Origin of the sequence: Nocardia albiluteola (genome assembly GCF_018860155.1) — a bacterium.
GTDB lineage: Bacteria > Actinomycetota > Actinomycetes > Mycobacteriales > Mycobacteriaceae > Nocardia > Nocardia albiluteola.
In genome coordinates, this window is sequence record NZ_JAHKNI010000001.1 from 1,242,718 (window position 1) to 1,265,950 (window position 23,233).

Consider the following 23,233-nt stretch of genomic DNA (forward strand, 5'->3'; position numbering starts at 1 on the left):
GAGGACAGTCGGGTATGAAACGACTGGCCCTCGGCGGCTACTGCCCCGAATTACCCGACCGCACCCACACATTGGTCAACAGAGCCCGAAAAAAAGGGGGCGATATGACCGGGCTGAGTCCGGTCGGTCGGCACCGCTGGTTGATCGAAAATATAGCAGCCGCGTGAGACACGCTCTAAGCCTTGGAAGCAATCGCTCGTCTACGGGGCGGCCGCTTCGCCGCTTCTTCTACTTCTTTCCGGACCAGGCCGATCTGGTCTTGGGGAATAAGCTTGATGATGTCTTGTCGTGAGGTGATTGTCAGCTTTTGGAAGATCGCGGCCATTTGTGCGTCGACCGTCCTGGTGGAATTACCTCTACGGGCCGCGATCGCGGTGTTCGTCCATCCTGCCGCGGCCAACGTCGCGACCTGCCGCTCGGCTTTCGACAGCTCGTCCCAGCGCGAGTGGAGGTTCGCTCTGGCGGGATGGTCGAGCGGCATCTTGCCTATCGACAAAGTGCCCAGCGCCAGCCGCTGCACCTCGCAAGACTCGGGACGCAGTAGGGAGCCCTGCCGGTAAGCGGCTGCGAACACCTCGTCTCCCAATACTTGACGGGCGACGTCGTTTGCTTTGTTGTTTTCATAGGCCATGAGCGCCAGATTGTTCAAATCGAAACCCGGCCCCGCTCGCAGCGTCTTGGCTCCCCCGGAGAGTTGAGCGATTTCAATGGCCAGTGTCCTGAGTCTTGCCCGATCGGTACTTCCGGTCGAGATCAAGTCTGTAATGATCTGCGCCAGTGACCATGTCCGAACACCGACCGTCAGCGACGCGCCGAACTGGTCGTGCGCGGCCATCTGCCGCGCGAGTGTTGTGCGGCCGATGGCCAATGCCTCGGTGGGATCACCGTGTTTGGTCAACGCGACCACACGACACAACTCGGCCCAGGCAGTCGCCCATCCGGCTCCCGATGCGGTGGCGTGATCGAGGTGGCGACGTGTAATCTGCAGCGCCTGCTGAGCAGATCCGAACATGGCAGTGGCCCATGCCTCGTAGAGCTCGCTTCTCCCCTCACCACCGGAGTTACCAAGAGAATGGAACTTTTCGCGGGCCCGCGACAACACGGTGACAGCTCTCGCATCGCGTTGAGCGAACATCAGTTGCGCTCCCCACAAGAATTCGAGCGGAGCGGGAAGGCCGATATCGGTTTCCGGCGCTCTCCGCCAATTCTGTCTGACATTCGGATCTTCGATGCAGGCGGCCGCGCATTCCTCCAGCATCCGCTCCAGATCGTCGTAGCTGCCTTGCACCATCGACAACCACCCGATCGAAGTCATTGCAGCTATTTGGAGTTCGGTCGGCTGCACAGTCAGCGCGCGGCTAGCCTCCAGTGTGCGTTCGACCCACTGGCGTATTTCTCTGGATGAACCCTTGAAGATGGGCAAGGCGATCAAGTTTGCGGCGATTTCCAGGCCGAGTGCGGGCTCGCCCGTAGCGATGCTTTTCTCGATCGCGGCCACGATATTGTCCCACGCCCCGCGGGCCCAATGCTGTTCGTCGAGGCTGTACCAGTTGTACTGCACTTCAACGAGTTTGTCTCGGTAGTATCGGCAGTAACGCTGGGCGATCCGCGCTGATTCGTCCATCTCGCTGGTGGACCGTTCTGCCAGCCGCTGCTGGGCGAATAGCCGAATGCTTTCCAGCAAGGAGTATCGCACCGTTGTCGGCGTGATGTGCACCATGATCAGCGACTGGTCGGCGAGCCGCTCGAGCAAGCCCTCGACCTCCTCGCGTGCCACACTGACCGACCGCTCTCCATGACTGTGATCGAGGACCGGTGTCGGGCGATCGGCGCACACCGCTTCGATCGCTTCCAGGTCAGCCCCGACATCCAGCACAGAGCTGGTGTCGTCTTGGAGGTTGGTGTCGTATCCGGCGGCGAAGACCGACATGCGATCCAGCAACAGCCGTTCGTTGTCCCGGCACAGGGCATACGACCAGGAAATGACATCCCGGATCCCCCGGTGGCGTGGTTCGGCACCGACGCTTGGCCCGTGTGACCACTTCAGCCGCTTGTCGGTCGCCTCGCCGCTCAATTCCTGAAGGATCATTGCCAACGGCTGGTACCGCAGCCGTGCGGCGGCCAGCCGGATAAACAGCGGGTGATCGTGTAGGTGACGGCAGATCAGGGTTGCCATCGCCACCTCACCAGCGCCGGTCACGACGTGGCCGGCGAGTTCGGCACGTTGACGAAACAAGGTCACAGCCTGCTTCTGCGTCAACGGAGGAACCAAGACCACGTGCTCGTCGACCCACCCCACCGGTTCGCGGCTGGTCGCCAGGATAGTTAACCCCGGCACCGCCTCGAGCAACTCAGCGATGAACTGTCCAGCCGCGAGGCGGACATGCTCACAGTTGTCCATCACCAGCACCGTCTGCAGGCTCCGTCCCACCGCATCTGTACCGGTCAGCGTATCGACAATCGTGTCCCAGGCTGATCGTCGCGAGGAGTCGGCGTCGACCACCGACCGTGCAACCGCAGCCTCGATCGCGTCGACATCGGAGCCCCACGCCAGCTGCGCCAGCCGGACCCAGTAGACCATTGTGCGACTGGCCTTTTGGAATCCACGCAGGGTCTCGGTCGCGAGTCGTGTTTTCCCGATGCCACCGGCACCGGTCAATGTAATCAACGGAGCGGAACCGAGCAGCAAAGTGCGGATCTTGTCCAGCTCCGAACCACGGCCCACGAAATCGCCCGCCGCCGCCGACAAACCTCTACGCCTTGGGTCCAACGCCGACATGTGCGCCGACTGTAGTCGCCCGGCAGGACTCCAGTAGACATTTAGGCTTATTCAGCGGCCTGAGTGCAGCTTTTCGGCTTCGCTCGGTAGGTTTCGCGATGGCGGGATCTGCAATGGCCCGGCTATCGATTCGGGAACCAGTGGTGAGGGCGGACTCGGCGTGTCGCTGCGGGAGCAGCGGCCCTCGTTCCAGCAAAATTGTTCTGCTACAAAAGAATTCGCAGACGAGGACTTGGTTCGTAAGCATGTCGTCGCTTGCCGGTGGAAGTCTGGTCCGGGTAGCTGCCAGGTGGCCCGGTGGCAGACTGGCGGCTTCATCTGGTAAGGGGTGGGGTCGGAGCTCAGTGTCGAAAGCCCTTCTGGGGCTGCGGATTCGGGACATGACTGGCCGGCTGCGGACGAGTCTGCGGGTCGAGACGATCGTGGGGGAGGTCAACCGCTTCCTGCGCGGGTGGGCCGGGTATTTCCGTTAGCGCTTGGTTATCGTTGGTGTATCAGATGTCAACAGGCATCTGGACTTCCATGTAGGTGGACCTGCAGCACCCGGTTGGGCGGACGGCAGATCTCCGGACTGATGGACGTCAGTTCCCGGACCCGACGTGGGCGGGTTGTCGAGTCGGGCATTGGTGGGCGACGGGATCTGCGGTGTCGGCGACATGTCGGCCGGATCGGACGGTGGGCCAGCCAGTGTAGTGGCTGTGCAGGCGAAAGTGCTTGCCGCACTGTTGAATTGGCGGGCAGAGTGGTCGGGAGCTGGCGGACCGCGATTTTGGGTTCGCTGGCCAAGGTGCCCATGTTTTGTGCTTCCCGTGGGGGCTCCTAGCTGGGCAGCAGGTTGACCTGCGAAAAAGTCGCGCAGGTCTGTGCCCCCGGCGGGGCACTATAAGGATGGGAACGCGGTCGACCAGCGGTCGCCGCAGTGCCAACCCCACAGTGCGAGTGCACCGAATGCGACCAGCTCCGCGGCGAATGCGACCGTCAGGTTGGCCCACTTCCAGATTTCAGACACGTACGTGGCCGCTCAGGAACTCGGTGATCAGTTCGGCGACCCGCTCGGCGGAGTCGGCCTGTGGGTAGTGCCCAGAGCCTTCCACCAGGCCGATGTGGCCCAGCCCGGGCCGTAGCTCCGCGACAATGGCCTCGGCCTCGGCTTTCGGGTCGGCGAAGTCGGGTTCGGCGGTGCCCATGATGATCAGGGCTGGGCACTTGACGTCGGCCAGCTTCGGGGCGGATTCGGCGGGGACGGCCTTGCCGGTCTTCATGAATTCGGCAAAGCGGCCGGGTTCGCTCAGCTTGGCCTTCAGGCCGGCCATGGCCTCGGCGTAGTCGGCGGGCTTGATCGGCGCGGCGATGTTCTGGTAGCTCATCCAGATGGGCAGGCTCTTCAGGAGCGCGGTGCCGGCCAGCCGCACCAGGCCCTTGCGGTAGCGCGCGGTGGTGAAGAACGCCCCGGTCGTGAAGCTCTGGATGCGGGTGAACGGGCCGATCTCGACGATGGCGGTGACCAGTTCGGGTGCGGTGGCGGCGGCGATGGTGGCCGACCCGCCGGACAGCGAGTTTCCCACGATGACCGCCGGCCCGCCAAGGTGGCGGATCAGGTCGAGGATGTCGCCCGCGACGTCGGTCTGCGTGATGCCGGTGCTGCCGTCGTGCGAGGTCCAGTTCATGCTCGACTCACCGTGTCCGCGCATGTCGAGGTTGGCGACGCGGTATCCGGCGGCGACGAGCAGAGGGACCAGGTGCCGGTACGTCCGGCGATGGGTGCCCATGCCGTGTGACAGCACGATCAGCGGCCCGGTGCCGGTGACGTCATAGGCGAGGGTGCCGCCGGTGGTGCTCAGTAATTCGGTCATTTGTGTATGTCCTGGAGAGTAGAAGGGCGGGCGGTTCGCTACCGGCCTCCGCCGATGTGCAATGGGTGGCCGCGAACCCTCGGCGCGGCTCGGAACGCCGAGGGCTTGTGATCCGGACGGCAGGTCAGGCGTCGACGCCCGCAGGAGCGAGCTGCAGTTCGACGTCGAGATTGCCTCGCGTCGCGCGGGAGTACGGGCAGACCTGATGGGCGGCCTCGACCAATTCGGTTGCCTGCGAAGGCTCGACGCCGGGCAGGTGGATGCGCAGCGTCACGGCCAGGCCGTATCCGGTGTCCTCCGGGCCGATGCCTACCCGTGCGGTCACCGCGGAACCACTGACGTCGGCCTTGGCGCGGCGGGCGACCACTCGCAGCGAATTGTGGAAGCACGCAGCGTATCCCGCCGCGAAGAGCTGCTCGGGGTTGGTGCGGCCACCGGTGCCGCCGAGTTCGCGCTGAATCGCAAGATCCAGGTCGAGCAGGCCGTCGTCGGTGGTCACGTGGCCGTTGCGACCGTCGCCGGTGGCGTCGGCGACAGCGGTGTACAGAATCTTGTCGGGCATCGAGAGCTCCTGGATCAGTTCGCAATCGCGGTGAGGGCGGCCTTGTTGGCGCGCACCCAGCTCGTGTAGTCACCGGGCGTGCGGCCGGTGAGGTCGGAAACGGTCGACAGCACTGCGGATTCGTCGAGTGAGCCGTGTGCGTAGAAGTCCATGAACGCGTCGGCGTAGGCGGCAGGCATCTGGGTCAGCATCTCCGCGTAGCTCTCGTCGTCGCTGAGCGCGATTACGCGCAGCGGCCGTGTGAGCTCGGCGGCGAGGATCTCGACCTGTTCGATCGCGTTCAACGGCTGTGGCCCGGTCAATGTGTAGATCCGGCCGACGTGCGCATCGCTGACCAGTGCGACCGCCGCGACCGCGCCGATATCCGCCGGATCGATGACCGCCGTGCGGACGCCGGCGAACTGCAATCGCAGTTCGTCGCCCGCCCGCAACTGTGGCAGCCACCGGAAGGTGTTGGACATGAATGATGCCGGCCGCAGCACGGTCGCCGGCAATCCGGATTCCGTCACCAGATCCTCGGCGCCTGCCATCATCGCCGTCACCGCATTACTTCTGTCCCGCGACCCCGCCGACCCGCCCGAAAGCTGTACCACCCGCGCGACTCCCGCGCGCGCCGCCGCGGCCAGCAAGCCCGCCGCGCCCTTGTAGCCTGGCAGCAGGAATATGCCGTCCACCCCGTCCAGTAGCGGCAGCAGCGTCTCGGCTACATCGAGATCAGCGGTAACGATCTCGGTTCCGGCCGGCAGATTCGCCGCGCCGGGATCGCGCACCACGGCGCGAACCGGGTGGTCACCGGCGCGTAGCGCACGCACGACCTCGGCCCCGACATTGCCGGCGGCGCCGGTCACCAAGTACATCGCCATCTCCTCGTCTGTCGCAAAGCCTTGTCGCTCATCAGCTTCCGGCCTCGCGCTCGGCAGTTCAAGCGTCGATCGAGTTCGTATCGTGCAGCCACATCGCACGATCGGCACCTGCCACGTCGAAGCGGCGGATCATGCAGTGGCGCCGAATGATCCGGCCGTTATTGCTGCTTGTTCCGGGTCGCCGGTGAGCGCCACGATCTCGACCATGAATCTTGTAGACAAACGCGTCCTCGTCATCGGCGGCACATCTGGAATCGGCCTGGCGGTGGCTGCGGGCGCTGCCGAACGCGGTGCCCGGGTCACCGTCGCCTCCAGCAGCCCCGACAAGGTGATGGCGGCGCGAAAACTGCTGCCCGACAGCGTCGATGCCCGTGAACTCGACGTGACCGACGAGGCTGCGGTAATCGCGTTCGGCGCGGCGATCGGCACGCTCGACCATCTCGTCTACACCGCCGGCGACGGATTGCTGGTCAAGTGGGTCGCGGAGGCGACGGTCGGCGAGGCGCGCGAATTCTTCGACATCCGATTCTGGGGCGCGTACACGGCGGTGAAACACCTTGCGCCGCGGCTGTCCGCGGGCGGATCCATCGTCCTGACCTCGGGCGGCGTCGCGCAACGCCCGGCCCCGGGACTGGCCGTCGCGGCGAGTGCCACCAGCGCGGTGGAGGGGCTCACCCGCGCTCTCGCGGTCGAACTCGCACCGGTGCGGGTGAACGTGGTGCGCCCGGGCATGCTGCGGACCCCGCTGTGGACCCGCAGCGGCCTCACTTCCAGTGATGACCAGGAGTTCTTCGAGCGGGCGGGCGAGGGACTGCCGGTCGGGCGCATCGGTACCGCCGAGGAGGCCGCCGCCGCCTACCTGTTCCTGTTGGAGAACGGGTTCGCCACCGGGACCACGGTATCGGTAGACGGCGGTCAGCTGCTGGTCTGAACCCGGACCGGGATCATCGCGGCCGCGGTGACCATCGCTTCAGCGGCCAACCCCGCCGAACCGCATCCGTGCGCCATCTACCGGCTGTTGTCATTGAGATGACGTCCGGCTGATGCCAGCCGCTGCGCGAACTTCGTTGTTGCGCCGTCGGTTTCGATTCCGGGCCATACCGTGCGCAGCGTGAACGGCCGCAGCCCGGTCACCGGAACCAGGGTGGCGCGACCCCGGATCGACTCCCACGCGGGGGACTTCGACAGCATCCGGAACGTCAGGTGGGCGGCGGATCGCTCGAGCGTGGTCTCGTAGAGCCGATCCAGATGGCGGGTGGTCACGGTGGTACGGGGGATCGGTCGGCCCGCCGGGGTGCGTTCGGGCACCCACTCGGTTCGGATCGCGGTCGCTACTTCCGGATTCACCAGGCAGTGATCGGCGAGCTCTTCGACGTCCACACTGACGCGACCGGCCAGCGGGTGCCCGAGCGACACCAGCAGCGCGGCTTCGGACCGGCAGATCTGCGGTCCGGTCCGCAGATAGGTGTTGCCGATCGCGCTGTGCTGCGGTGGCAGCCACAGTGTGGCGACATCCAGGTCGTGTTCGGACTGCGCGTTCCACAGGTACACGCCGTTCAGTCCTTCACGCAGCCACACCACCGGCCGTCCGGACCCCATCTGCGGGCAGCGCTGCGACAGAGTGATCCGGATATTCTCCGGGAGACTGGCCGGATAGCCGACTCGCAACGGGCGGGTAGCGGTACCGATGGACCGCCGCGCCTCCAGCAGCCCGGTCGAGAGGCTGCGCAGCGCCGGCCGCCACTCTGCCAGCAGCTGTTCACCGACGCTCGTCAGCCGCACGGTCCGGCTGGTGCGCTGGAACAGCACACCGCCCACCCGCTGCTCCAGAGCCCGGACCGCCTGACTGATATTGGACGGCGACCGATGCAGTCGCTCGGCCGCTCGGCCGAAATGAAGCTCCTCGGCAACAGCCACGAACGCTTCGATCTCACGCATCTCCAGCACAGCTTCGAATCTCCCTGTCGTCGCGCCGAACTAACCGCGCGTCACGCCCGCGAGCACGGCACGACCGAACAACTCGACCAGCTGATCGGCGTACTGCTCGAGCTCACTCTCCAGTCCGGTCGCGTACCGGACGCCCGCCGTGTCGATCGCGGCCCGAATCGTCACCGCCATGACGTGGGTGTCGAACGACGCGAACTCGCCCGCCTCCTGTCCCGCGTGCAACAGCGCGTGTATCCCCGCCACCGCGTTCGCTGAGGACACCGCATCGACCAAGGGCACGCCTTCCGGGGTCCGCGCGAAGTTCCTGATCTCCACCAGTGCACGCAACTGATCCGGATGCGCATGCAGAAATTCCAGATTGGATGTGATGTAGGCGGCGACCCGCGCCCAGTGCCCGCCCTCCGCCGCGATCCGCGGCGTCATGAATTCCACTGCGGCTTCGACGATCTGGTTCACTACCGCCGTCATGAGATCGTCCTTACCGCCGAAGTGGTACGAGATCAGCCGCGTGCTACTGAGCTGCGCCGCACCCGCGATCTTCGTGAACGACGTTCCGGTATAGCCGAATTCGGCCAGCGTCGCGATCGATGCACTCACGATCTTCGCCCGCCGAGCCGCCGCCGTAGGACTGATCGGCTCGCTTCTTATTCGCACAGGTAACAAGTTACCCAACTAGATAACGAACGGCAAGGTGTTCGCCCCCCCACGAATGTCGTCTCGATTGGAATCGGTCCGCCACACAGTTGATCTCCCAGCCCCCGACACCTCTGACGGTTCGCGGGCGACCTACCCGGTGTGCTTCGTGCGAGCCGCACCGTGCGAGCCCGCCGCTCGACGCCTCTCAGCGCCTGTCGATGCACGCAGACAGCGGCGACGGCAGACCGCCGGCGCGAGCGGCAGAACCGGGCAACTCGCCGACCTGCGGTGTCGGCTGTCGCAACCCCCATGGGTGCGAACCTGCCTGCGAAAATGCGGCGCATGTCGAGCGCCCCCGGCAGGGCACTATAAGGATGGGAATGGGGGCGACCAGCGGTTTCGTGGGAACGCTGACGATCGAAGCGGAATTCGGCTAACCGAAGCCTGGGTGAGCATCCCGGCGAGGATGATGCTGGGTCGATTCGGCCGCGCGGGTGCGGGTAACGGTCGGCGTCTCGCCGGTGTGCCTACGGTAGATGCGCCGGAAGGCGGCCGGATCGGCGTAACCGACCTCGCCCGCGATCACGTCGACGGGTTTGCGTGTAGTCGTGAGTAGGGTGGCCGCCTGCCCGACCCGGAGGCGATGCACGTACTCCGTGGGTGAGACACCGAGGCGGTCACGGATGCGGCGGGCCAGGGTGCGCGGCGAAACTGCTGCGGCACTGGCCAATTCGTCCAGTGATAGTTGCCGGTGCAGGTTGGCGTGCACCTGCTGTTGCACGGCGCGCAGCACCGGGTCGGTGGCCCGTAGATGCTCGAGCACCATGTAGCGCGACTGCGACATGCGGGCATCGAGTACCAGGTAGTGGGCCACCTGCTCGGCCAGCGCGCCGCCGCCGAGGCGGGCGACCAGCGTCAGCAGCAGATCTGCGTGGGCGAAAGCTGCACCAGCGGTCAGTATTTCGCCGCAGTCGACGACCATACGATCGGTGTGCAGGGCGACATCGGGGAAGCGGCGGGCGAACAACGGTGCCAGCCACCAGGTAGTGGTGGCGGCCCGGCCCGACAACAGGCCCGAGGCCGCGAGCACGAAGGAGGCCGAGCAGGAGGCGGCTACCGTAGCGCCGGAATCGGCGGCGCGCCGGATGTTTTCGACGGCCTGCATGGCATCCGGCCGGGCCAGCAGTTCGTCGATACGCGCTTCGCTGGCCGCGGACGGCCCTGGCAGTACCAGAATGTCGCCAGGCCCGAACTTCGTTGAGCCGAGTGGTGTTTCGCTATCCACGCTGATCGGTCGCCCGCCGCTGGATCGGGCCGGCAGCCCGTCGAGTGATGCGACGCGCTGGCGCAGCCGCCCGCCCGCCATGTCGCCGGCGATCCCGGCCGCCGTATCGACGATGTCGATACCGAGGCCGAGTGCGCCTTCGAGCACACCGTCCAGCGCTAGGTGGGTAATCATGTGGCGAGATTAGACCGAATAGTGGCGATCTCGCCAGTGGTGATGTGCTGACCGGCTGCGGCAGGGTTTCAGGTGTGCAGCAATCTTTCCCGCAGGATCCTCGCGACGACGACCTCGCCGATTTCGCACCCCGGTCGATCACGCTCGATGCAGTAACCCGCACGGTGTACGTCAGCGGCATCGGACCGGCGGTCATCGTCATGGCGGAAATGCCCGGCATCAGCCCCGATGTGGCCCGCTTCGCCCGCTGGGTGCGTGACGCCGGGCTCACCGTCTACCTGCCGTCACTGTTCGGCCGCGACGGTGCCTATCCGGAGGCCGAGGCCGGTGTGGAGGTCTTCAAACGAGCCTGTGTCAGCGCGGAATTCCGGGCCTTCGGCGCGGGCAAGTCCAGCCCGGTCGCGGTGTGGCTGCGTGCGCTGGCAGCCCTGGCTCATCGCGAATGCGGCGGTCTCGGCGTCGGGGCGCTGGGTATGTGTTTCACCGGCAATTTCGCGCTCACCATGATGCTCGAGCCCGCGATGCTGGCACCGGTGCTGTGCCAGCCGTCGCTGCCACTGGATGAGCCTGGCGGACTGGAGATTTCGCCTGGTGAGCTCGCGGCCGTGCGGGAGCGGATCGATCGCGATGATCTCGTGGTACGCGCCTACCGCTTCGAGGGTGACCGCTTTTGCACCGAGCAGCGTTTCGCTGCCTACGCTGCGGCGCTGGGCCCGCGTTTCGAGCCTCGGGTGCTGCCCGCCGAGGCCGCGAATCCCAGTCCGCCGCCATTCTTTTCGCAGATCGTCGGCTGTCCGCACAGTGTGGTCACTGCGCACCTGGTCGATGCGGCGGGGGAGCCGACCGCTGTGGCACGCGACGAGATCGTGGCCTTTTTCGTGGCCCGGCTGACTGCGGGCGTTGCGCCGCGGTGACAGAGCGGCCGTACTCACCGGGTACCGGGCGGTGCGGTTCAGGTCGTCTCGGCTCCCGGGGTGGTGGGTGAAATACCATGCCGCACAAGAAGCTCCTGGTCGAGGAGTTGGGCATGCCCGTTGCCGATGGACCAGTCGGCGCGATCGTTCTCGGTGAGGGTGATCACGATGTCCTCGGGGCGGATGCCGACGGCGGTCAGTTCGGCCGCGATCGCCCGGTAGAGCTGCTGCTTTCGGTCGGCGGGGCGGCCGCGAACAAGGGTGATCTGGAGGAAGACGACGTCGCGGCGTTCGATGCCGAGATAGTCCGAATCGAAGATCAGGTCGTCGGCGCGATGAGATTCCAGGATCTGGAAGCGGTCTTTCGGCGGGATGCCTACGGCGGTAACGAGGGCGTTGTGTACGCCGTCGGCAATGGCACGTCGCTGGGACGCCGGGATGTCTTCCCGCAGGGAGATTCTGGTAAGTGGCATCGGGTGCTCCTAACTTTAAAAAGTGAAGTCAGCCTAGCATGATGGCTTCACTAATGGAAGTCAGATAGGCTGGGGCGATATGGAATGGAGTGAGCAGGACACCACCAACTGCAGCGTGGGGCGGACCGCAGAGATCGTCGGGCGGCCATGGGTGTTGCTGGTACTGCGCGAGATCTTCCGGGGCTTGCATCGCTTCGACGAGATCCAGCGGCACCTCGGTGTATCGACCGCAATGCTGGCTCGCCGCCTCGAGTTCCTGGCCGAAGAGGGGCTGGTGGTGTCGCGTCCCTACCGAGTGCCCGGTCGGCGCGAGCGGAACGAGTATCACTTGAGCGCGGCGGGCCGGGAACTGTTCCCGATCCTGGCCGCGCTGCACGAATGGGGCGACGCACATCTCGCCGACGACGACGGCCCGGCCACGACATACCGGCATCGCGAGTGCGGTGCCGAGGTGCGGTTGACGTTCACCTGCGACGCCGGCCACACCCTGACCGAGGGGCTCCAGGAGATCGTGGCCGAGCCCGGCCCCGGCGCGCGGGCGCTGGGCTCGATCCCGCACTGATGTATCCGCTTGCCGCTGGGCAACTTTCGGGACCGCGGTGTCTCGATGGCGCGGACGTCCACGCATCGATGTCCGCACCCCAGGCGATCCGGGTCGCGCCGAGCTCGGGCGCCCTGGCGACCGCGGTGCCCGGGCCGCCCGGACCGGTGCCGCCGCCCGGCCCGATCCGGACGGAGGACGTGAATTGTCCAGCCGGACATAGCCCAACAGTGCAGCGGATGGTCGGCGCCGCACCCGCGTGGGCGGGTCTCGCAGGTCGATCGAATGTCCGTTATGGCCGCTGACCGCGCCGATCGAACCGGCCGGCGCGGAGCGGGTGGCCGCCGGAAGCGACTGCGGCGCAGGGACGTCCGCTACCGCCGAGATCCGTACGGCGGGACGGCCGAGTTCGGTTCGCGGACCAGGTCTTCGGTGGCGCGTCGGCCGTGCCTCACCACGCGACAGGGCCGAGGCGGTCGATGAAGATGCCGGTCGGACCGTCGGGGTCGAGGGTCGCGAGCCGCAGGATCGAGTCGGTGCCTTCGGTGACGGTCAGGGCGCCGGTGTTGTTGTTCATGTCCGTGGCAGCGAACTTGCGGTTCGCGATTTCGCCGGGGGTGGCGATGTTGAATTTGATGTTCGGGAGGGCCTGGGCGTAGCGGACGGTGACCATGTTCAGCGCGGCTTTCGAGGAGCTGTAGCCCAGTTCGTGGAACTTCGAGAAGGGCTGCTCCGGATCGGTGACAACGGAGAAGGAACTGCCGCCGCTGGAAACCATGACCACCCGCGGGTTCTCGGATTCCTGCAGCAACGGCAGGAACGCGTTGGTGACCCTGATGGGTCCGTAGACGTTGGTGTCGTAGACGGAGTGGATTTCCTCGATCGTGACCTGCGCCGGCGCAGTGCCCTTGCCGGGCGCGCCCGCGTTGTTGATCAACACATCCAGACGGTCGGTGTGTTCGCGAACCAGCCGCACCGCGTCGGCCACCGACTCGTCCGCCGTCACATCCAGCGGGACCAGGACAACATTCACGCCATCGGCGGCCAGCTTGTCGGCGGCCTCCCGTCCCCGCGCTCCGTCGCGCGAGCCGAGGAAGATCGTCCACCCCTGTGTGCCGAGGCGACGAGCCGCTTCCAAGCCGAGTCCCTTGTTGCCACCGGTAATCAGTGCTGAGGTCTGTTCCTTCTTGCTCATGCCCACTAGACGTACGGTTCCGCCCTGTCGTGACAGTATGTGACGGCCATCATAATTCGATCTTCATCGCGTGGTGAGCGAGGTTTCGGATTCGAAGGTCACCGGTCTCCAGCGTGTGTCGGAACGATTCCAGGGCCGCGTGGATCTGCATCGGTGCGACCACCGCTCGGGGGCGACGACGAACACCGCCCGCTCGGTCGGGCTGAGGGTCTCGAGTACCAAAAGCATTGCCGTGGAAAGGCTGTCGGCCAGTTCGATGTTCTCGGCCACATCCGGTGCGGTGAGCAGTGGTTCGGGCAGCCACGGTCCGAAGTAGGTCTCTCGGCGGCGGCTCAGGGCCGCAACTGATCGAGGGCCTGCCGGGTGGTGATCTGTACCGGATAAGCCAGGTGTTCTCGGACGGTGTCGAGATCGACTGCCGCCCAACGCAATCAGGTCTCTTGCAGCACATCTTCGGCATCGGTGGCAGAGCCGAGCGGCTCGTAGGCGACAGTGAACAGCAGACTCCCCCGTATGTCCGCCATACCGTTCCTGTCTCACCTCGACTACCACACGCGCAACCCGCCGGATCCCTGGGAGGGCATCTGAGATCTCAGGTGGCCGGCGACTCGCTCCAGAGCTCGGCGAGGGCAGTCACTCGGCAGAATTCGGCGGTTCCAATGCCAGCAGGATGAGTCGGTGCAGATCGGCTCGATCACCCGGCGTCAGTCCGGCGAGGATTTCGTCGGTCGCCAGTTTCATCAGCTCGGTGCCCTGCCGCACGGTTTCCGACCCCTCGGCGGTGAGCGAAAGCCGGTGACGCCGACGGTCGTTCGGGTCCGGGCCGCGGCGCACCGCCCCGGATGTCTCCAACGCGTCGAGGATCTTGCCCAGGTCGCTGCGGTCCATCGCGAGGTAGTCGGCAAGCTCCCGCTGCGAGAGCCCGTCGTACTCGTCGAGGCACACGAGTACAAGGTGTGCGGACACCGACATCCCTCCGTCGGTGAATACCCGCCTGATCGCGCTGCGGGTCAGGCGACCCAGATGGGCCAGGGCGAAGCCCGGCAGGTGCAGCAGCGGCTGCGGGTGCCGGGCACGGTCGTCGGTGGGCATAACACGCACCCTACCAAATTAGGCAGGAGAACCCTACAGTGGGAAATGCCCACTATTTCTTGAAGGAGCGGTCATGTTGCCCCTGGATCGAGTTCGCCGAATCGACTGCCACGTGCACTACATCCCGACCGGAATGCCCAACCCGCTACCTCGTCCGGACATCATGCGCGGCCTGCCGCTGGCCGACCTCATGGAGAGCCGCCCCGGCCGCCGCGACCTGCGTGCGTTGACGCAAGTCATGGACGAAACCGGCACAGACCTGGGCCTGATCATCAGCACCGGCACCGGACCGTTGCGGAAACTGGGTCCGATATCGGAGGTCACCGAGGCATACAACCGTTCCCTGTCGGAGGATCTACAGACGGCCGAAGGCCGGTTCCTCGCCACCGCCGTCGTTGATCCGATGGCCGGGAAGGACGAGATCGCGCAGCTGGAGCGGTCGTTGAAACTGCCCAACATCGCAGGCATCGGCCTGACCACCGGTCAGGACGGCATCACCCTCGACGACGCGCGCTACGTTCCGATCTTCGAGCTGGCTCGCGACTACGACGTCCCGATCACCATCCACCCCGGCGGCGCCTGGCCGGACTGGGTGGAACCCATGCGACTGACCGAATCGGCCTTCCTGCTCCACGGTCTGGGCTTTCTGCTGGCGGACGCCATGGCCCTGTTCGCGATGGCCAATGCCGGGGTGTTCGAACGCTTCCCCACCGTGCGGTTCATGTTCTGCCAGCTGGCGGGAGTCGCGCCGTTCTGCTGCGGCCGCTCGGAGTTCCACAACAAGCAGGAGCAACTGCGCGACAACGTGCTGGGTGGTGGCATCCCGGACTGGGCGACACGGGATCTGAGCGAGATCCTGTCGCACATCTGGATGGACACCCATTCTCAGAACAGGAACGCTGTCCGGCTCGTTCTGGACCAAGCGGGCGACCACACGGTCGTGCTGGGCGGCGACTACCCCTGGACTCCCCCCGAGTTCGGCATGGACTACACCATGTCCGAACTCCACGCACTCCGACTGCCGCCCACGACACTCCGCAAGATCGAACGCGACAACGCCCTTGCACTGATCGGACACACCGAATGACGCATCTCAGCTCCCATCCGGCAGCACCCGAAGCTCTCGGATGCGCGAGATCGGTTGCCTTACCGGTCTCGATACCGTCGATGTCGAATGGATTCGCGATGCCCTGAAGATCTGCACTCGGGCGTCGAGCTGACTGGTCCAGTGGTTGCGGTTCGATCACGAGGAACCGCAACCCAACTCGGCTCACCGGCAATGAGGTGTGCTCGATGCACACGTTGTGGCCGAGACGGCCAGGCGGGGGAAGCTCAGCGGCCCAGTGATTTTCGTGGCCCGGTGATCGCCCGGCCTGCTTGTCGGCGCCGATGTCGAGCGGTCCATCACCGCACCGGGCCGCACCGACCGCCGTTGCGTTCCCGCCGCCGCCGAGTCGTCAACCGTTCGTGCTCCACGGCACTGCATCGGCAGTGGGCGCAGACGGCTGGTGACTTCCGAATCGAACTCGTGCTGCGATGTTTCGATCCCGCATGCGGCGGGGTGACCTGTGACTATGGCGAGGTCATCGCATATGTCGTGGCTTGTGTTCCCATCCTCAGGCATTCCCCCGGGGCGCGTCGTGCGGCGGGTCTGACCTGCGGTTTCTCGATCGGCGACCCCGGGACGGCTGCCCGTTCGAGCACGAGCAACGCGCTTGACCTGCGGAAACCTCTGTCGCAGGTCGAGTGCCCCCGGCAGGAATCGGCCCTGCGACCTGCGCTTTAGGGCATGGGCACGGCCTCTAGGTGCCCCAGGCAGGAATCGAACCTGCGACCTGCGCTTTAGGGCATGGGCACAGCCTCTAGGTGCCCCAGGCAGGAATCGAACCTGCGACCTACCCTTTAGGAGAGGGTTGCTCTATCCCCTGAGCTACTGAGGCCGGCCGATGCCGGGTGGCAACGGGCTCGGGCGGAGTCTACCTGGTGTGGGTGGGATCTGTGGCATCTCTCCGGTGCGGGGCCCGGTTAGTGGGTGGGGGCTATCGATTCGTCGTAGTCGGTGGGGGTGAACTTCCGTGTTTTCCAGCGGAACAGGGCCGTGGCGCCGGGCCAGTTGTTGGTGATGCGGCCCGAGGCGTTGCGGTACCAGCTCGAGCAGAAGTTCCAGGGGGTGTCCTTCAGGCGGCGCTGCAGCCAGTCGTCCCAGGATTGCTCGGCGGTGGGGCGGGCCGACAGGGCGTGGCCGGGGCGGCCGGTCAGGTACTGCACGATCTGGCGGATGTAGCGGGCCTGGGATTCGAGCATGTAGATGATCGAGCCGGAGCCGACGTTGGTGTTCGGGCCGTACATCAGGAACAGGTTCGGGAACTCGGGCACCGACATCCCCAGGTAGGCGCGGGCGCCCTCGGGCGACCAGACATCGGCGAGTTTGCGGCCGCCGCGGCCGCAGATGTTCATCGGCGCAAGGAATTCGGTGCCCTTGAATCCGGTGCCGTAGATGATGACGTCGACCTCGTGCTCGACGCCGTCGGCCGTGCGAATGCCCGTCGGGGTGACGGCCTCGATGGCGGCGGTCTCCACCGCGACGTTGGTCCGGGTCAGCGCGGGGAAGTATTCGTTGGAGAACAGCCCGCGCTTGCAGCCCGCCGCGTAGTCCGGCGTGAGCTTGCGGCGCAGCTCGGGATCGGGAACCTGTTGCGCGCGATGACGATTCGCGATCGCGACCACCGGCGCCTTGATCGCCGGCATGTCGGTCAGCGCCAGCGCCATCACCTCGAAGAACGCCCAGATCGCGAAGCGTTCGGCCCAGCGGCTCGGCGGGAAGTGCTCGAACAGTGCGTGATGCGCCGCGGTGTACTGCGTGTCGAACTTCGGCAGCACCCACGCGGCCGAGCGCTGGAACAGCGTCAGGTGCGCCACCTTCGGGGCGATGGCCGGAATGTATTGGATGGCACTGGCTCCCGTGCCGATGCACGCCACCCGCTTGCCCGCGAGATCGACGCCGTGATCCCACTCGGCGGAGTGGAAAGCGGCCCCGGCGAAGGTGTCGATGCCGGGTATCGCGGGCATCGCCGGACGGGACAGCTGGCCCACCGCGGGGATGAGGACATCCGCGGTCAGGGTTTCGCCGTCCGCAATGCGAACCTGCCAAATGCCTTGCCGTTCATCGAATTCCGCGTCGGTGACCTCGGTGTCGAAGCGGATGCTGGTCGCCAGATCGTGCTTGTTCGCCACGGCGCGCATGTACCCGTGGATGTCGGCCTGTTGCGAAAAGCGCCGCGGCCAATCGGATTTCGGCTCGAAGGACCACGAGTACAGCGGCGAGGGCACGTCGCAGGCGGCGCCGGGGTAGGTGTTCTCGCGCCAGACGCCACCCAGGTCCGCGGCCTTTTCCAGGATCGTGAAGTTGCCCAGCCCGGCGCGCCGCAGCTCGAGCGCCATGCCGAGCCCGGCGAATCCGGCTCCGATGATGATGATGGACGGCGTGCGAGTCATGTCCTCAGGTTAGGCGCGTGGACCTGCGTTTCTAGGAGAACGCCGGACATTGAATCGGTATTTTCGGCCAGATCCGCCGGACGCTGCCCGACGGTTGCGGCCGGTTCGGCGCAGGTCGGCCGATGTGTACGTTTGCGCAGTTCCCGCGGTGCGCGGCGAAGATTGCTAACTATAGTTCGCTCAATTACGACGCCGTCCGCCGTGGGCTATTCTCACGGCAGGTGTGACTTCGTTCACGGGTTGTTAAGGAGTGGCGGTCGGATGTTGAGCACGATGCAGGACGAGCAGCTATCACTGGCGACATTGCTGCGGTATGCCGCCAGTTTCCACGGTGATGCCACGATCTCGACGTGGACCGGGGACGGCGTGCGCACCTCGACCTACCGTGAGATGGGCGCCGACGCGGCGCGCCTGGCCAATGCGCTGAGCTCGCTGGGGATCGGCGTGGGCGACCGGGTGGCCACGTTCATGTGGAACAACACCGAGCACATGGTCGCCTATGCGGGCGTGCCGGCGATGGGCGCGGTGCTGCACGCGCTCAATATCCGGCTGTTCCCCGAGCAGTTGGTGTTCGTGGCCAATCACGCCGAGGACCAGGTGGTGATCGTCGACGGCTCGCTGGTGCCGATGTTCGCCCAGTACCTGCCGAATCTGAAGACCGTGCGCCACGTCATCGTCGCCAACGGCGACCCCGCCTCCCTGTCCGCCCCCGCCGGCGTGCAGGTGCATTCCTATACCGAACTCCTTGCCGCACAACCGGATACCTACGACTACCCGATTCTGGACGAGCGCTCCCCGGCGGGCATGTGCTACACGTCCGGCACCACCGGCGACCCCAAGGGCGTCGTCTACTCGCACCGCTCCAACTGGCTGCACGCCATGCAGGTGATCGCGCCGATGAGCATGGGCTTCAACGACCAGGACCTGGTGCTGGCGATCGTGCCGCTGTTCCACGCCAACGCGTGGGGCATCCCCTATGCGGCCATGATGTCGGGCGCGAGCGTGCTGATGCCCGATCGCTTCCTGCAGCCCGGCCCGCTGCTCGAGATGATGGCCGCGGTGCGCCCCACCTTCGCCGCCGCGGTGCCGACCATCTGGGGCGGTGTGCTGGCCGGGCTCGATGCGCATCCGCAGGACATCTCGCATCTGCGCACGTGCGTGGTCGGCGGTTCCGCGCTCCCGCCCTCGATGATGCGCGCCTTCCAGGACAAGTACGGCGTCAAGCTCCTGCACGCCTGGGGCATGACCGAGACCTCACCGCTCGGCAGCATTGCGCATCCGCCGAAAGGCGTTACGGGCGAAGAGGCTTGGGAATACCGTTGCACTCAGGGCCGATTCCCGGCGGGCGTGCAGGCGCGGATCGTCGCCGACGACGGCACGGTGCTGCCCAACGACGGAAAGGCGCTGGGCGAGCTGGAGGTTCGCGGCGCCTGGATTACCGGCTCGTACTATTCGCCCGAGGGCGCCGCGATCGATGCTGACAAGTTCGACGAGGGCTGGCTGCGCACCGGCGACGTCGGCCACATCAGCGCCAACGGCTATCTGACCCTCGTCGACCGCTCCAAGGACGTGATCAAGTCCGGCGGCGAATGGATCTCCTCGGTCGATCTGGAGAATGCGATGGTCGGTCACCCGGCCGTCGCGGAGGCCTCGGTGATCGGCGTGCCCGACGAAAAGTGGGACGAGCGCCCCATGGTGGCGATCGTGCTCAAGGACGGCGCCAGCGTCGAGCCCGCCGAGCTGCGGGACTTCCTCGCCGACAAGTTCGCAAAATGGCAGCTACCCGAACGCTGGACGTTCGTCGAGGAGATCCCCAAGACGAGCGTGGGCAAGTTCGACAAGAAGCGTTTGCGGGCGCAGTACGCTGAAGGTGCGCTGAAGGTCGTCACCCTGTAGAGGTGTACCGATGACGGTGGGACTGCTGCGTGCACTCGGGGCACGAGCCTGGGCCGAGCTGGAATGTCTGTGGCTGTGCGCCGTCAGTGGGGTGGTGGGCATCGACTCGCCGGCGACGCTGCTGTCGGCGGGCAATGCCCTGCTGCGCTACGGGGCGATGCCCGCGGCGCTCCGGCTCTCGGCGGCGCGGCACGGCGATCGGGCCGCGCTGATCGATGAGCTGGGCACGCTGAGCTACACCGAGCTCGACGATCGCTCCAACCGGCTGGCGAATCAGTGGCGCCGGCGGGGCCTGCGTGCGGGCGAGGGCGTGGCGATCCTGGCGCGCAATCATCGCGGACTGCTGGACGCGGTCTTCGCCGCCGCCAAGTGCGGTGCGCGAATCATCATGCTGAACACCGATTTCGGTGGTCCGCAGCTGAGTGACGTGGCCGCGCGCGAGCGGGTGGATCTGCTGGTGTACGACGAGGAGTACGAGTCGATACTCGGCGATCTGAGCCCGCGCCGCGGCGCCTACCGGGCCTGGACCGACACCCGGGACACCGGCACCCTCGAATCGCTGATCGCCGCGGGATCGCCCGCGGCGCCGCCGATTCCGGGCATCGGTGCGAGGGTGGTGCTGCTGACCAGCGGTACGACCGGAACCCCGAAGGGTGCCCAGCACCCGGAGCCGCGGTCGCTGGAACCGCTCGGCGCGATCCTGAGCAAGGTGCCCTTCCGTACGCGCGAGGTCACCGAATGCCCTGCGCCGCTGTTTCATACGCTCGGCTTCGGGATGGCGATGCTGGCCGTCGGATTCGGATCGACGCTGGTGATCCGGCGCCGGTTCGACCCGATGCGGGTGCTGGACAGCATGTCCCGGCACCGCGCGACGGCGTTGATCGCGGTGCCCGTGATGCTCGCGCGCCTAGCCGAACTCGACCCGTCCGAGTTCGCCGCGCGCGACCTGTCGGCGCTGCGCATCATCTTCGTCGCGGGGTCCCAGCTGGGCGCGGATCTGTGCCGCCGCGCGACGGCGCTGTTCGGCCCGGTGGTCTACAACCTGTACGGGTCTACCGAGGTCGCTTACGCAACCGTCGCGACCCCAACGGATCTGGCGGCCGAGCCGGGCTGCGTCGGCGCGCCCATGCTGGGCGCGGTGGTGAAGATACTCGACGCGGCGGGCGACGAGCTGCCCGCGGGCCGCACCGGACGCATCTTCGTGGGCAACGCGATTCAGTTCGAGGGCTACACTGGTGGCGGCGGCAAGGAACGCATCGGCAAGCTGATGTCCTCGGGCGATCTGGGCCATTTCGACCTGGCGGGAAGGCTTTTCATCGACGGCCGCGACGACGACATGATCGTCTCCGGCGGGGAGAACGTGTTCCCCGCCGAGGTGGAGGAATTACTCAACGCGCACAGCGGTATTCGCGAGGCGGCGGTGATCGGCGTGCCCGACGACGATTTCGGCACCCGGTTGAAGGCCTTCGTCGTCCCGGAGGACGGCGCGAACCTCACCGAGGACGAGGTGAAATCCCTGGTGCGAGCCAGCCTTGCGCGCTACAAGGTGCCCCGCGAGGTGGTGTTCCTCGAGGAGCTGCCACGCAATCCCACCGGCAAGATCCTCAAGCGAATCCTGCAGGAGCTCTGAGCCACTCCGTCGCTTCGACTCGTTTCCGGCGCGTGGTTCCGGGCTGATGCCGTGCCCGGATGAGGGGCGGCCCGGATTCGGTGCGGGCGGAAGGGAAACGCCCGCACCAGATCCCGTTCCGGCATCAGCAGTTACGCAGCTCCGGGCTCTGGTTCAGCAGTTGGGCGCGGGTGGAGATGAACCTGGTGTAGGTCTCGCCGCCGACCGACGCGATCGGGAAGGCGGCTACCCGGTGGCAGTTCTGGAACGCCAGCTTGATGCCGAAGTGCCGCTCCAGGCCGCCGCGGATGGAATCGGAGGCCATGGCGCGCAGCAGTTGGCCGCGGGCCGTCTCGTCCGGCGGGGGGACCTGGTTGTCGGCGAATTCGGCTGTGCCGGACCGCAGATCGGCGGCAACGCGGCTGACCACCTCGTACGCGTAGGGCAGCGAGTTGCGGACACATTCGACGAATTCTTCGTCGCTGACTTCACCGGCTTCGGCGCGTTCTAGCAGTGCGGCTGGGACGTCGAGTGACATAACGCTCTCCTCGTGGGATGGCGGATGGACCAGCCAAGTCTAAACGACAAACGTTGTCAATAACTCTTAATTCGGTACGAAAGTGCTTTTTTCAGAGCGACTTTCGCCTCTGACGGGACCGGATCGGCTGCGAGCGTTACCGACTGCTCGGGCGTGGGTCACCCGGGGGCACTGTCGTGCGGCCGGGCTGCGTCGTCGGGATGGTGATCGTGACCGCGCCGGCGGACGTGCCGCGGGGCGCTCGGCCTCGGCGGCCGGGGGTCGTGTCCTCTCGCTGAATTACGAGGATATGATTCCGGTAATTGCGCTCTCACCTGCGCTTATCGAACAAGAGGTTGCGAATTGATCACGGCGGAGTACAGTTTCCGTCACAACGATATTGAATCGTTACTCAATTGAAGGTTTGTCTTCATGGGTGCCGGTCGGTATCGGCACATGTTGATCGACGCTAGGACGAACCATGCCGCAGCACCGAGAGACCTCGAGTTCCATTTCGGTCAGGGACCTGCTCGGGGACGGTATCGCCGGTCGGTCGACCAGGCATCGAGCCGAGCCTCGCGCCGGAGACCGCATGCGGCTGGCGGCCACCGCGGCCGTCGCGACCGGCGCCCTGGTCGGCACCGCCGCTCAGCTCGCCCACGCCACGCCGCTGCTGCCCGCTTCCGGCGGCTCGAACAACGCCGACACCATCGCCCTGAAGACCGCGTCCGGTCCGGCGGAGACGGCCGCGCAGGCCGCTCCGGCCCGCGTGCCGCTCGAAAAGTCCACTGCCGCACCCGTGGCGGCGCCGGTCGACGCGCCCGCCGACCTGGCCCCGTTCGGCCTGCGGAATTTGCCGCCGGACGTGGCGGGCCCGCTGTCGCACGCGGAGCAGGTGATCAAGGGCCTGCAGCAGCAGGCCGCACCCGCCGCCCCCATGCGGCAGGCGGTGCGCCCCGTCGCCGGCCAGCTGACCTCCGGCTTCGGCCCGCGCTGGGGAGTGTTCCACTACGGCGTCGATTTCGCCGACCCGATCGGAACCCCGATCGAATCCGTCGAGAACGGCACGGTGATTCAGGCCGGCCCCGCGCAGGGCTTCGGGCTGTGGGTGCGGGTCCGGCAGGACGACGGGACGACCGCGGTCTACGGGCACGTCAACCAGATCCTCGTGCACGAGGGCCAGCGGGTGCGGACCGGCGACGAGATCGCCACCGTCGGCAACCGCGGCGATTCCACCGGGCCGCATCTGCACCTCGAGATCTGGGACGCGGCCGGCCACAAGGTCGACCCCGAACCCTATTTGGCGAGTAAGGGTGTCGTATTACAAGCACAGTCGTGGGGAGCGGGGCAGTAGTCGTGGGTGCCGTACGTGCGCGGGCACGCCTCGCGGTTGTCGGGGGCG

General features: G+C 66.3%; 20 protein-coding genes, 1 tRNA gene and 1 pseudogene. 8 read left to right on the plus strand and 14 right to left on the minus strand.

What is annotated here, in order from left to right; translation table 11 throughout:
- Window positions 1–175: 175 nt before the first annotated feature.
- Window positions 176–2,779: a LuxR C-terminal-related transcriptional regulator gene (locus tag KO481_RS05790; RefSeq protein ID WP_215915801.1), complete on the minus strand. Its 2,604-nt coding sequence runs from the start codon at window positions 2,777–2,779 to the stop codon at window positions 176–178.
- Between the two features lie 380 nt (window positions 2,780–3,159).
- Between KO481_RS05790 and KO481_RS42770 the strand changes: the two genes are divergently transcribed.
- Entirely contained in the window at window positions 3,160–3,252 is a 93-nt protein-coding gene (locus KO481_RS42770) for a group II intron maturase-specific domain-containing protein (RefSeq protein ID WP_245400281.1), read from the plus strand.
- 528 nt (window positions 3,253–3,780) lie between these two features.
- Here KO481_RS42770 and KO481_RS05800 read toward each other — a convergent pair.
- The 3 genes from KO481_RS05800 to KO481_RS05810 all read right to left on the minus strand — a co-directional run bounded on the left by KO481_RS05800 (window position 3,781) and on the right by KO481_RS05810 (window position 6,051).
- Window positions 3,781–4,632: an alpha/beta fold hydrolase gene (locus KO481_RS05800; RefSeq protein ID WP_215915803.1), complete on the minus strand. Its 852-nt coding sequence runs from the start codon at window positions 4,630–4,632 to the stop codon at window positions 3,781–3,783.
- A gap of 124 nt (window positions 4,633–4,756) precedes the next feature.
- Window positions 4,757–5,194: an organic hydroperoxide resistance protein gene (locus KO481_RS05805; RefSeq protein WP_215915804.1), complete on the minus strand. Its 438-nt coding sequence runs from the start codon at window positions 5,192–5,194 to the stop codon at window positions 4,757–4,759.
- 14 nt (window positions 5,195–5,208) lie between these two features.
- Window positions 5,209–6,051 (minus strand): NAD(P)H-binding protein, encoded by an 843-nt coding sequence (locus KO481_RS05810; protein ID WP_215915805.1) that lies wholly within the window; start codon window positions 6,049–6,051, stop codon window positions 5,209–5,211.
- A gap of 211 nt (window positions 6,052–6,262) precedes the next feature.
- Between KO481_RS05810 and KO481_RS05815 the strand changes: the two genes are divergently transcribed.
- Window positions 6,263–6,988, plus strand: a complete 726-nt coding sequence (locus KO481_RS05815) for an SDR family oxidoreductase (protein WP_215915806.1) — start codon at window positions 6,263–6,265, stop codon at window positions 6,986–6,988.
- A 77-nt stretch (window positions 6,989–7,065) separates the two neighbouring features.
- On the opposite strand, the gene KO481_RS05820 is transcribed toward KO481_RS05815, so the two are convergent.
- The 3 genes from KO481_RS05820 to KO481_RS05830 form a co-directional block, all read right to left on the minus strand.
- Window positions 7,066–7,995: a LysR family transcriptional regulator gene (locus KO481_RS05820; protein ID WP_245400515.1), complete on the minus strand. Its 930-nt coding sequence runs from the start codon at window positions 7,993–7,995 to the stop codon at window positions 7,066–7,068.
- A gap of 39 nt (window positions 7,996–8,034) precedes the next feature.
- Window positions 8,035–8,601, minus strand: coding sequence for a TetR/AcrR family transcriptional regulator (locus tag KO481_RS05825; protein ID WP_215915808.1), 567 nt, complete (start codon window positions 8,599–8,601; stop codon window positions 8,035–8,037).
- A gap of 472 nt (window positions 8,602–9,073) precedes the next feature.
- Window positions 9,074–10,099, minus strand: a complete 1,026-nt coding sequence (locus KO481_RS05830; protein ID WP_215915809.1) for a GlxA family transcriptional regulator — start codon at window positions 10,097–10,099, stop codon at window positions 9,074–9,076.
- A 74-nt stretch (window positions 10,100–10,173) separates the two neighbouring features.
- Between KO481_RS05830 and KO481_RS05835 the strand changes: the two genes are divergently transcribed.
- A complete protein-coding gene (locus tag KO481_RS05835; RefSeq protein WP_215915810.1) occupies window positions 10,174–11,013 on the plus strand; it encodes a dienelactone hydrolase family protein in 840 nt (279 codons plus the stop codon).
- Between the two features lie 38 nt (window positions 11,014–11,051).
- Here KO481_RS05835 and KO481_RS05840 read toward each other — a convergent pair whose 3' ends face one another.
- Window positions 11,052–11,486 (minus strand): tautomerase family protein, encoded by a 435-nt coding sequence (locus KO481_RS05840; protein WP_215915811.1) that lies wholly within the window; start codon window positions 11,484–11,486, stop codon window positions 11,052–11,054.
- Window positions 11,487–11,565: 79 nt separating this feature from the next.
- On the opposite strand from KO481_RS05840, the gene KO481_RS05845 reads away from it, so the two are divergent.
- Complete coding sequence (locus KO481_RS05845; protein ID WP_215915812.1) at window positions 11,566–12,048, plus strand: winged helix-turn-helix transcriptional regulator; 483 nt, start codon at window positions 11,566–11,568, stop codon at window positions 12,046–12,048.
- A gap of 430 nt (window positions 12,049–12,478) precedes the next feature.
- On the opposite strand, the gene KO481_RS05850 is transcribed toward KO481_RS05845, so the two are convergent.
- From KO481_RS05850 to KO481_RS05860, 3 genes and pseudogenes are all read right to left on the minus strand, one after another.
- Window positions 12,479–13,222, minus strand: coding sequence for an SDR family NAD(P)-dependent oxidoreductase (locus KO481_RS05850; RefSeq protein WP_215915813.1), 744 nt, complete (start codon window positions 13,220–13,222; stop codon window positions 12,479–12,481).
- Window positions 13,223–13,313: 91 nt separating this feature from the next.
- A pseudogene (locus KO481_RS05855) lies at window positions 13,314–13,746 on the minus strand (sigma factor); the annotation flags it as partial.
- Between the two features lie 109 nt (window positions 13,747–13,855).
- Window positions 13,856–14,314 (minus strand): MarR family winged helix-turn-helix transcriptional regulator, encoded by a 459-nt coding sequence (locus tag KO481_RS05860; RefSeq protein WP_215915814.1) that lies wholly within the window; start codon window positions 14,312–14,314, stop codon window positions 13,856–13,858.
- 73 nt (window positions 14,315–14,387) lie between these two features.
- On the opposite strand from KO481_RS05860, the gene KO481_RS05865 reads away from it, so the two are divergent.
- A complete protein-coding gene (locus KO481_RS05865; RefSeq protein ID WP_215915815.1) occupies window positions 14,388–15,401 on the plus strand; it encodes an amidohydrolase family protein in 1,014 nt (337 codons plus the stop codon).
- 780 nt (window positions 15,402–16,181) lie between these two features.
- Here the strand turns inward: KO481_RS05865 and KO481_RS05870 are convergent.
- Both KO481_RS05870 and KO481_RS05875 read right to left on the minus strand, forming a co-directional pair.
- A tRNA-Arg gene (locus tag KO481_RS05870) sits at window positions 16,182–16,254 on the minus strand.
- Window positions 16,255–16,339: 85 nt separating this feature from the next.
- Complete coding sequence (locus KO481_RS05875) at window positions 16,340–17,809, minus strand: flavin-containing monooxygenase (RefSeq protein WP_215915816.1); 1,470 nt, start codon at window positions 17,807–17,809, stop codon at window positions 16,340–16,342.
- Window positions 17,810–18,070: 261 nt separating this feature from the next.
- Between KO481_RS05875 and KO481_RS05880 the strand changes: the two genes are divergently transcribed.
- Window positions 18,071–19,705 (plus strand): long-chain fatty acid--CoA ligase, encoded by a 1,635-nt coding sequence (locus KO481_RS05880; protein WP_215915817.1) that lies wholly within the window; start codon window positions 18,071–18,073, stop codon window positions 19,703–19,705.
- A gap of 10 nt (window positions 19,706–19,715) precedes the next feature.
- Window positions 19,716–21,335 (plus strand): acyl-CoA synthetase, encoded by a 1,620-nt coding sequence (locus tag KO481_RS05885; protein ID WP_215915818.1) that lies wholly within the window; start codon window positions 19,716–19,718, stop codon window positions 21,333–21,335.
- A gap of 124 nt (window positions 21,336–21,459) precedes the next feature.
- Here KO481_RS05885 and KO481_RS05890 read toward each other — a convergent pair whose 3' ends face one another.
- Window positions 21,460–21,852, minus strand: a complete 393-nt coding sequence (locus tag KO481_RS05890) for an SCO5389 family protein (protein WP_215915819.1) — start codon at window positions 21,850–21,852, stop codon at window positions 21,460–21,462.
- A gap of 460 nt (window positions 21,853–22,312) precedes the next feature.
- On the opposite strand from KO481_RS05890, the gene KO481_RS05895 reads away from it, so the two are divergent.
- Window positions 22,313–23,185, plus strand: a complete 873-nt coding sequence (locus KO481_RS05895) for a M23 family metallopeptidase (RefSeq protein WP_215915820.1) — start codon at window positions 22,313–22,315, stop codon at window positions 23,183–23,185.
- Window positions 23,186–23,233 lie beyond the last annotated feature (48 nt).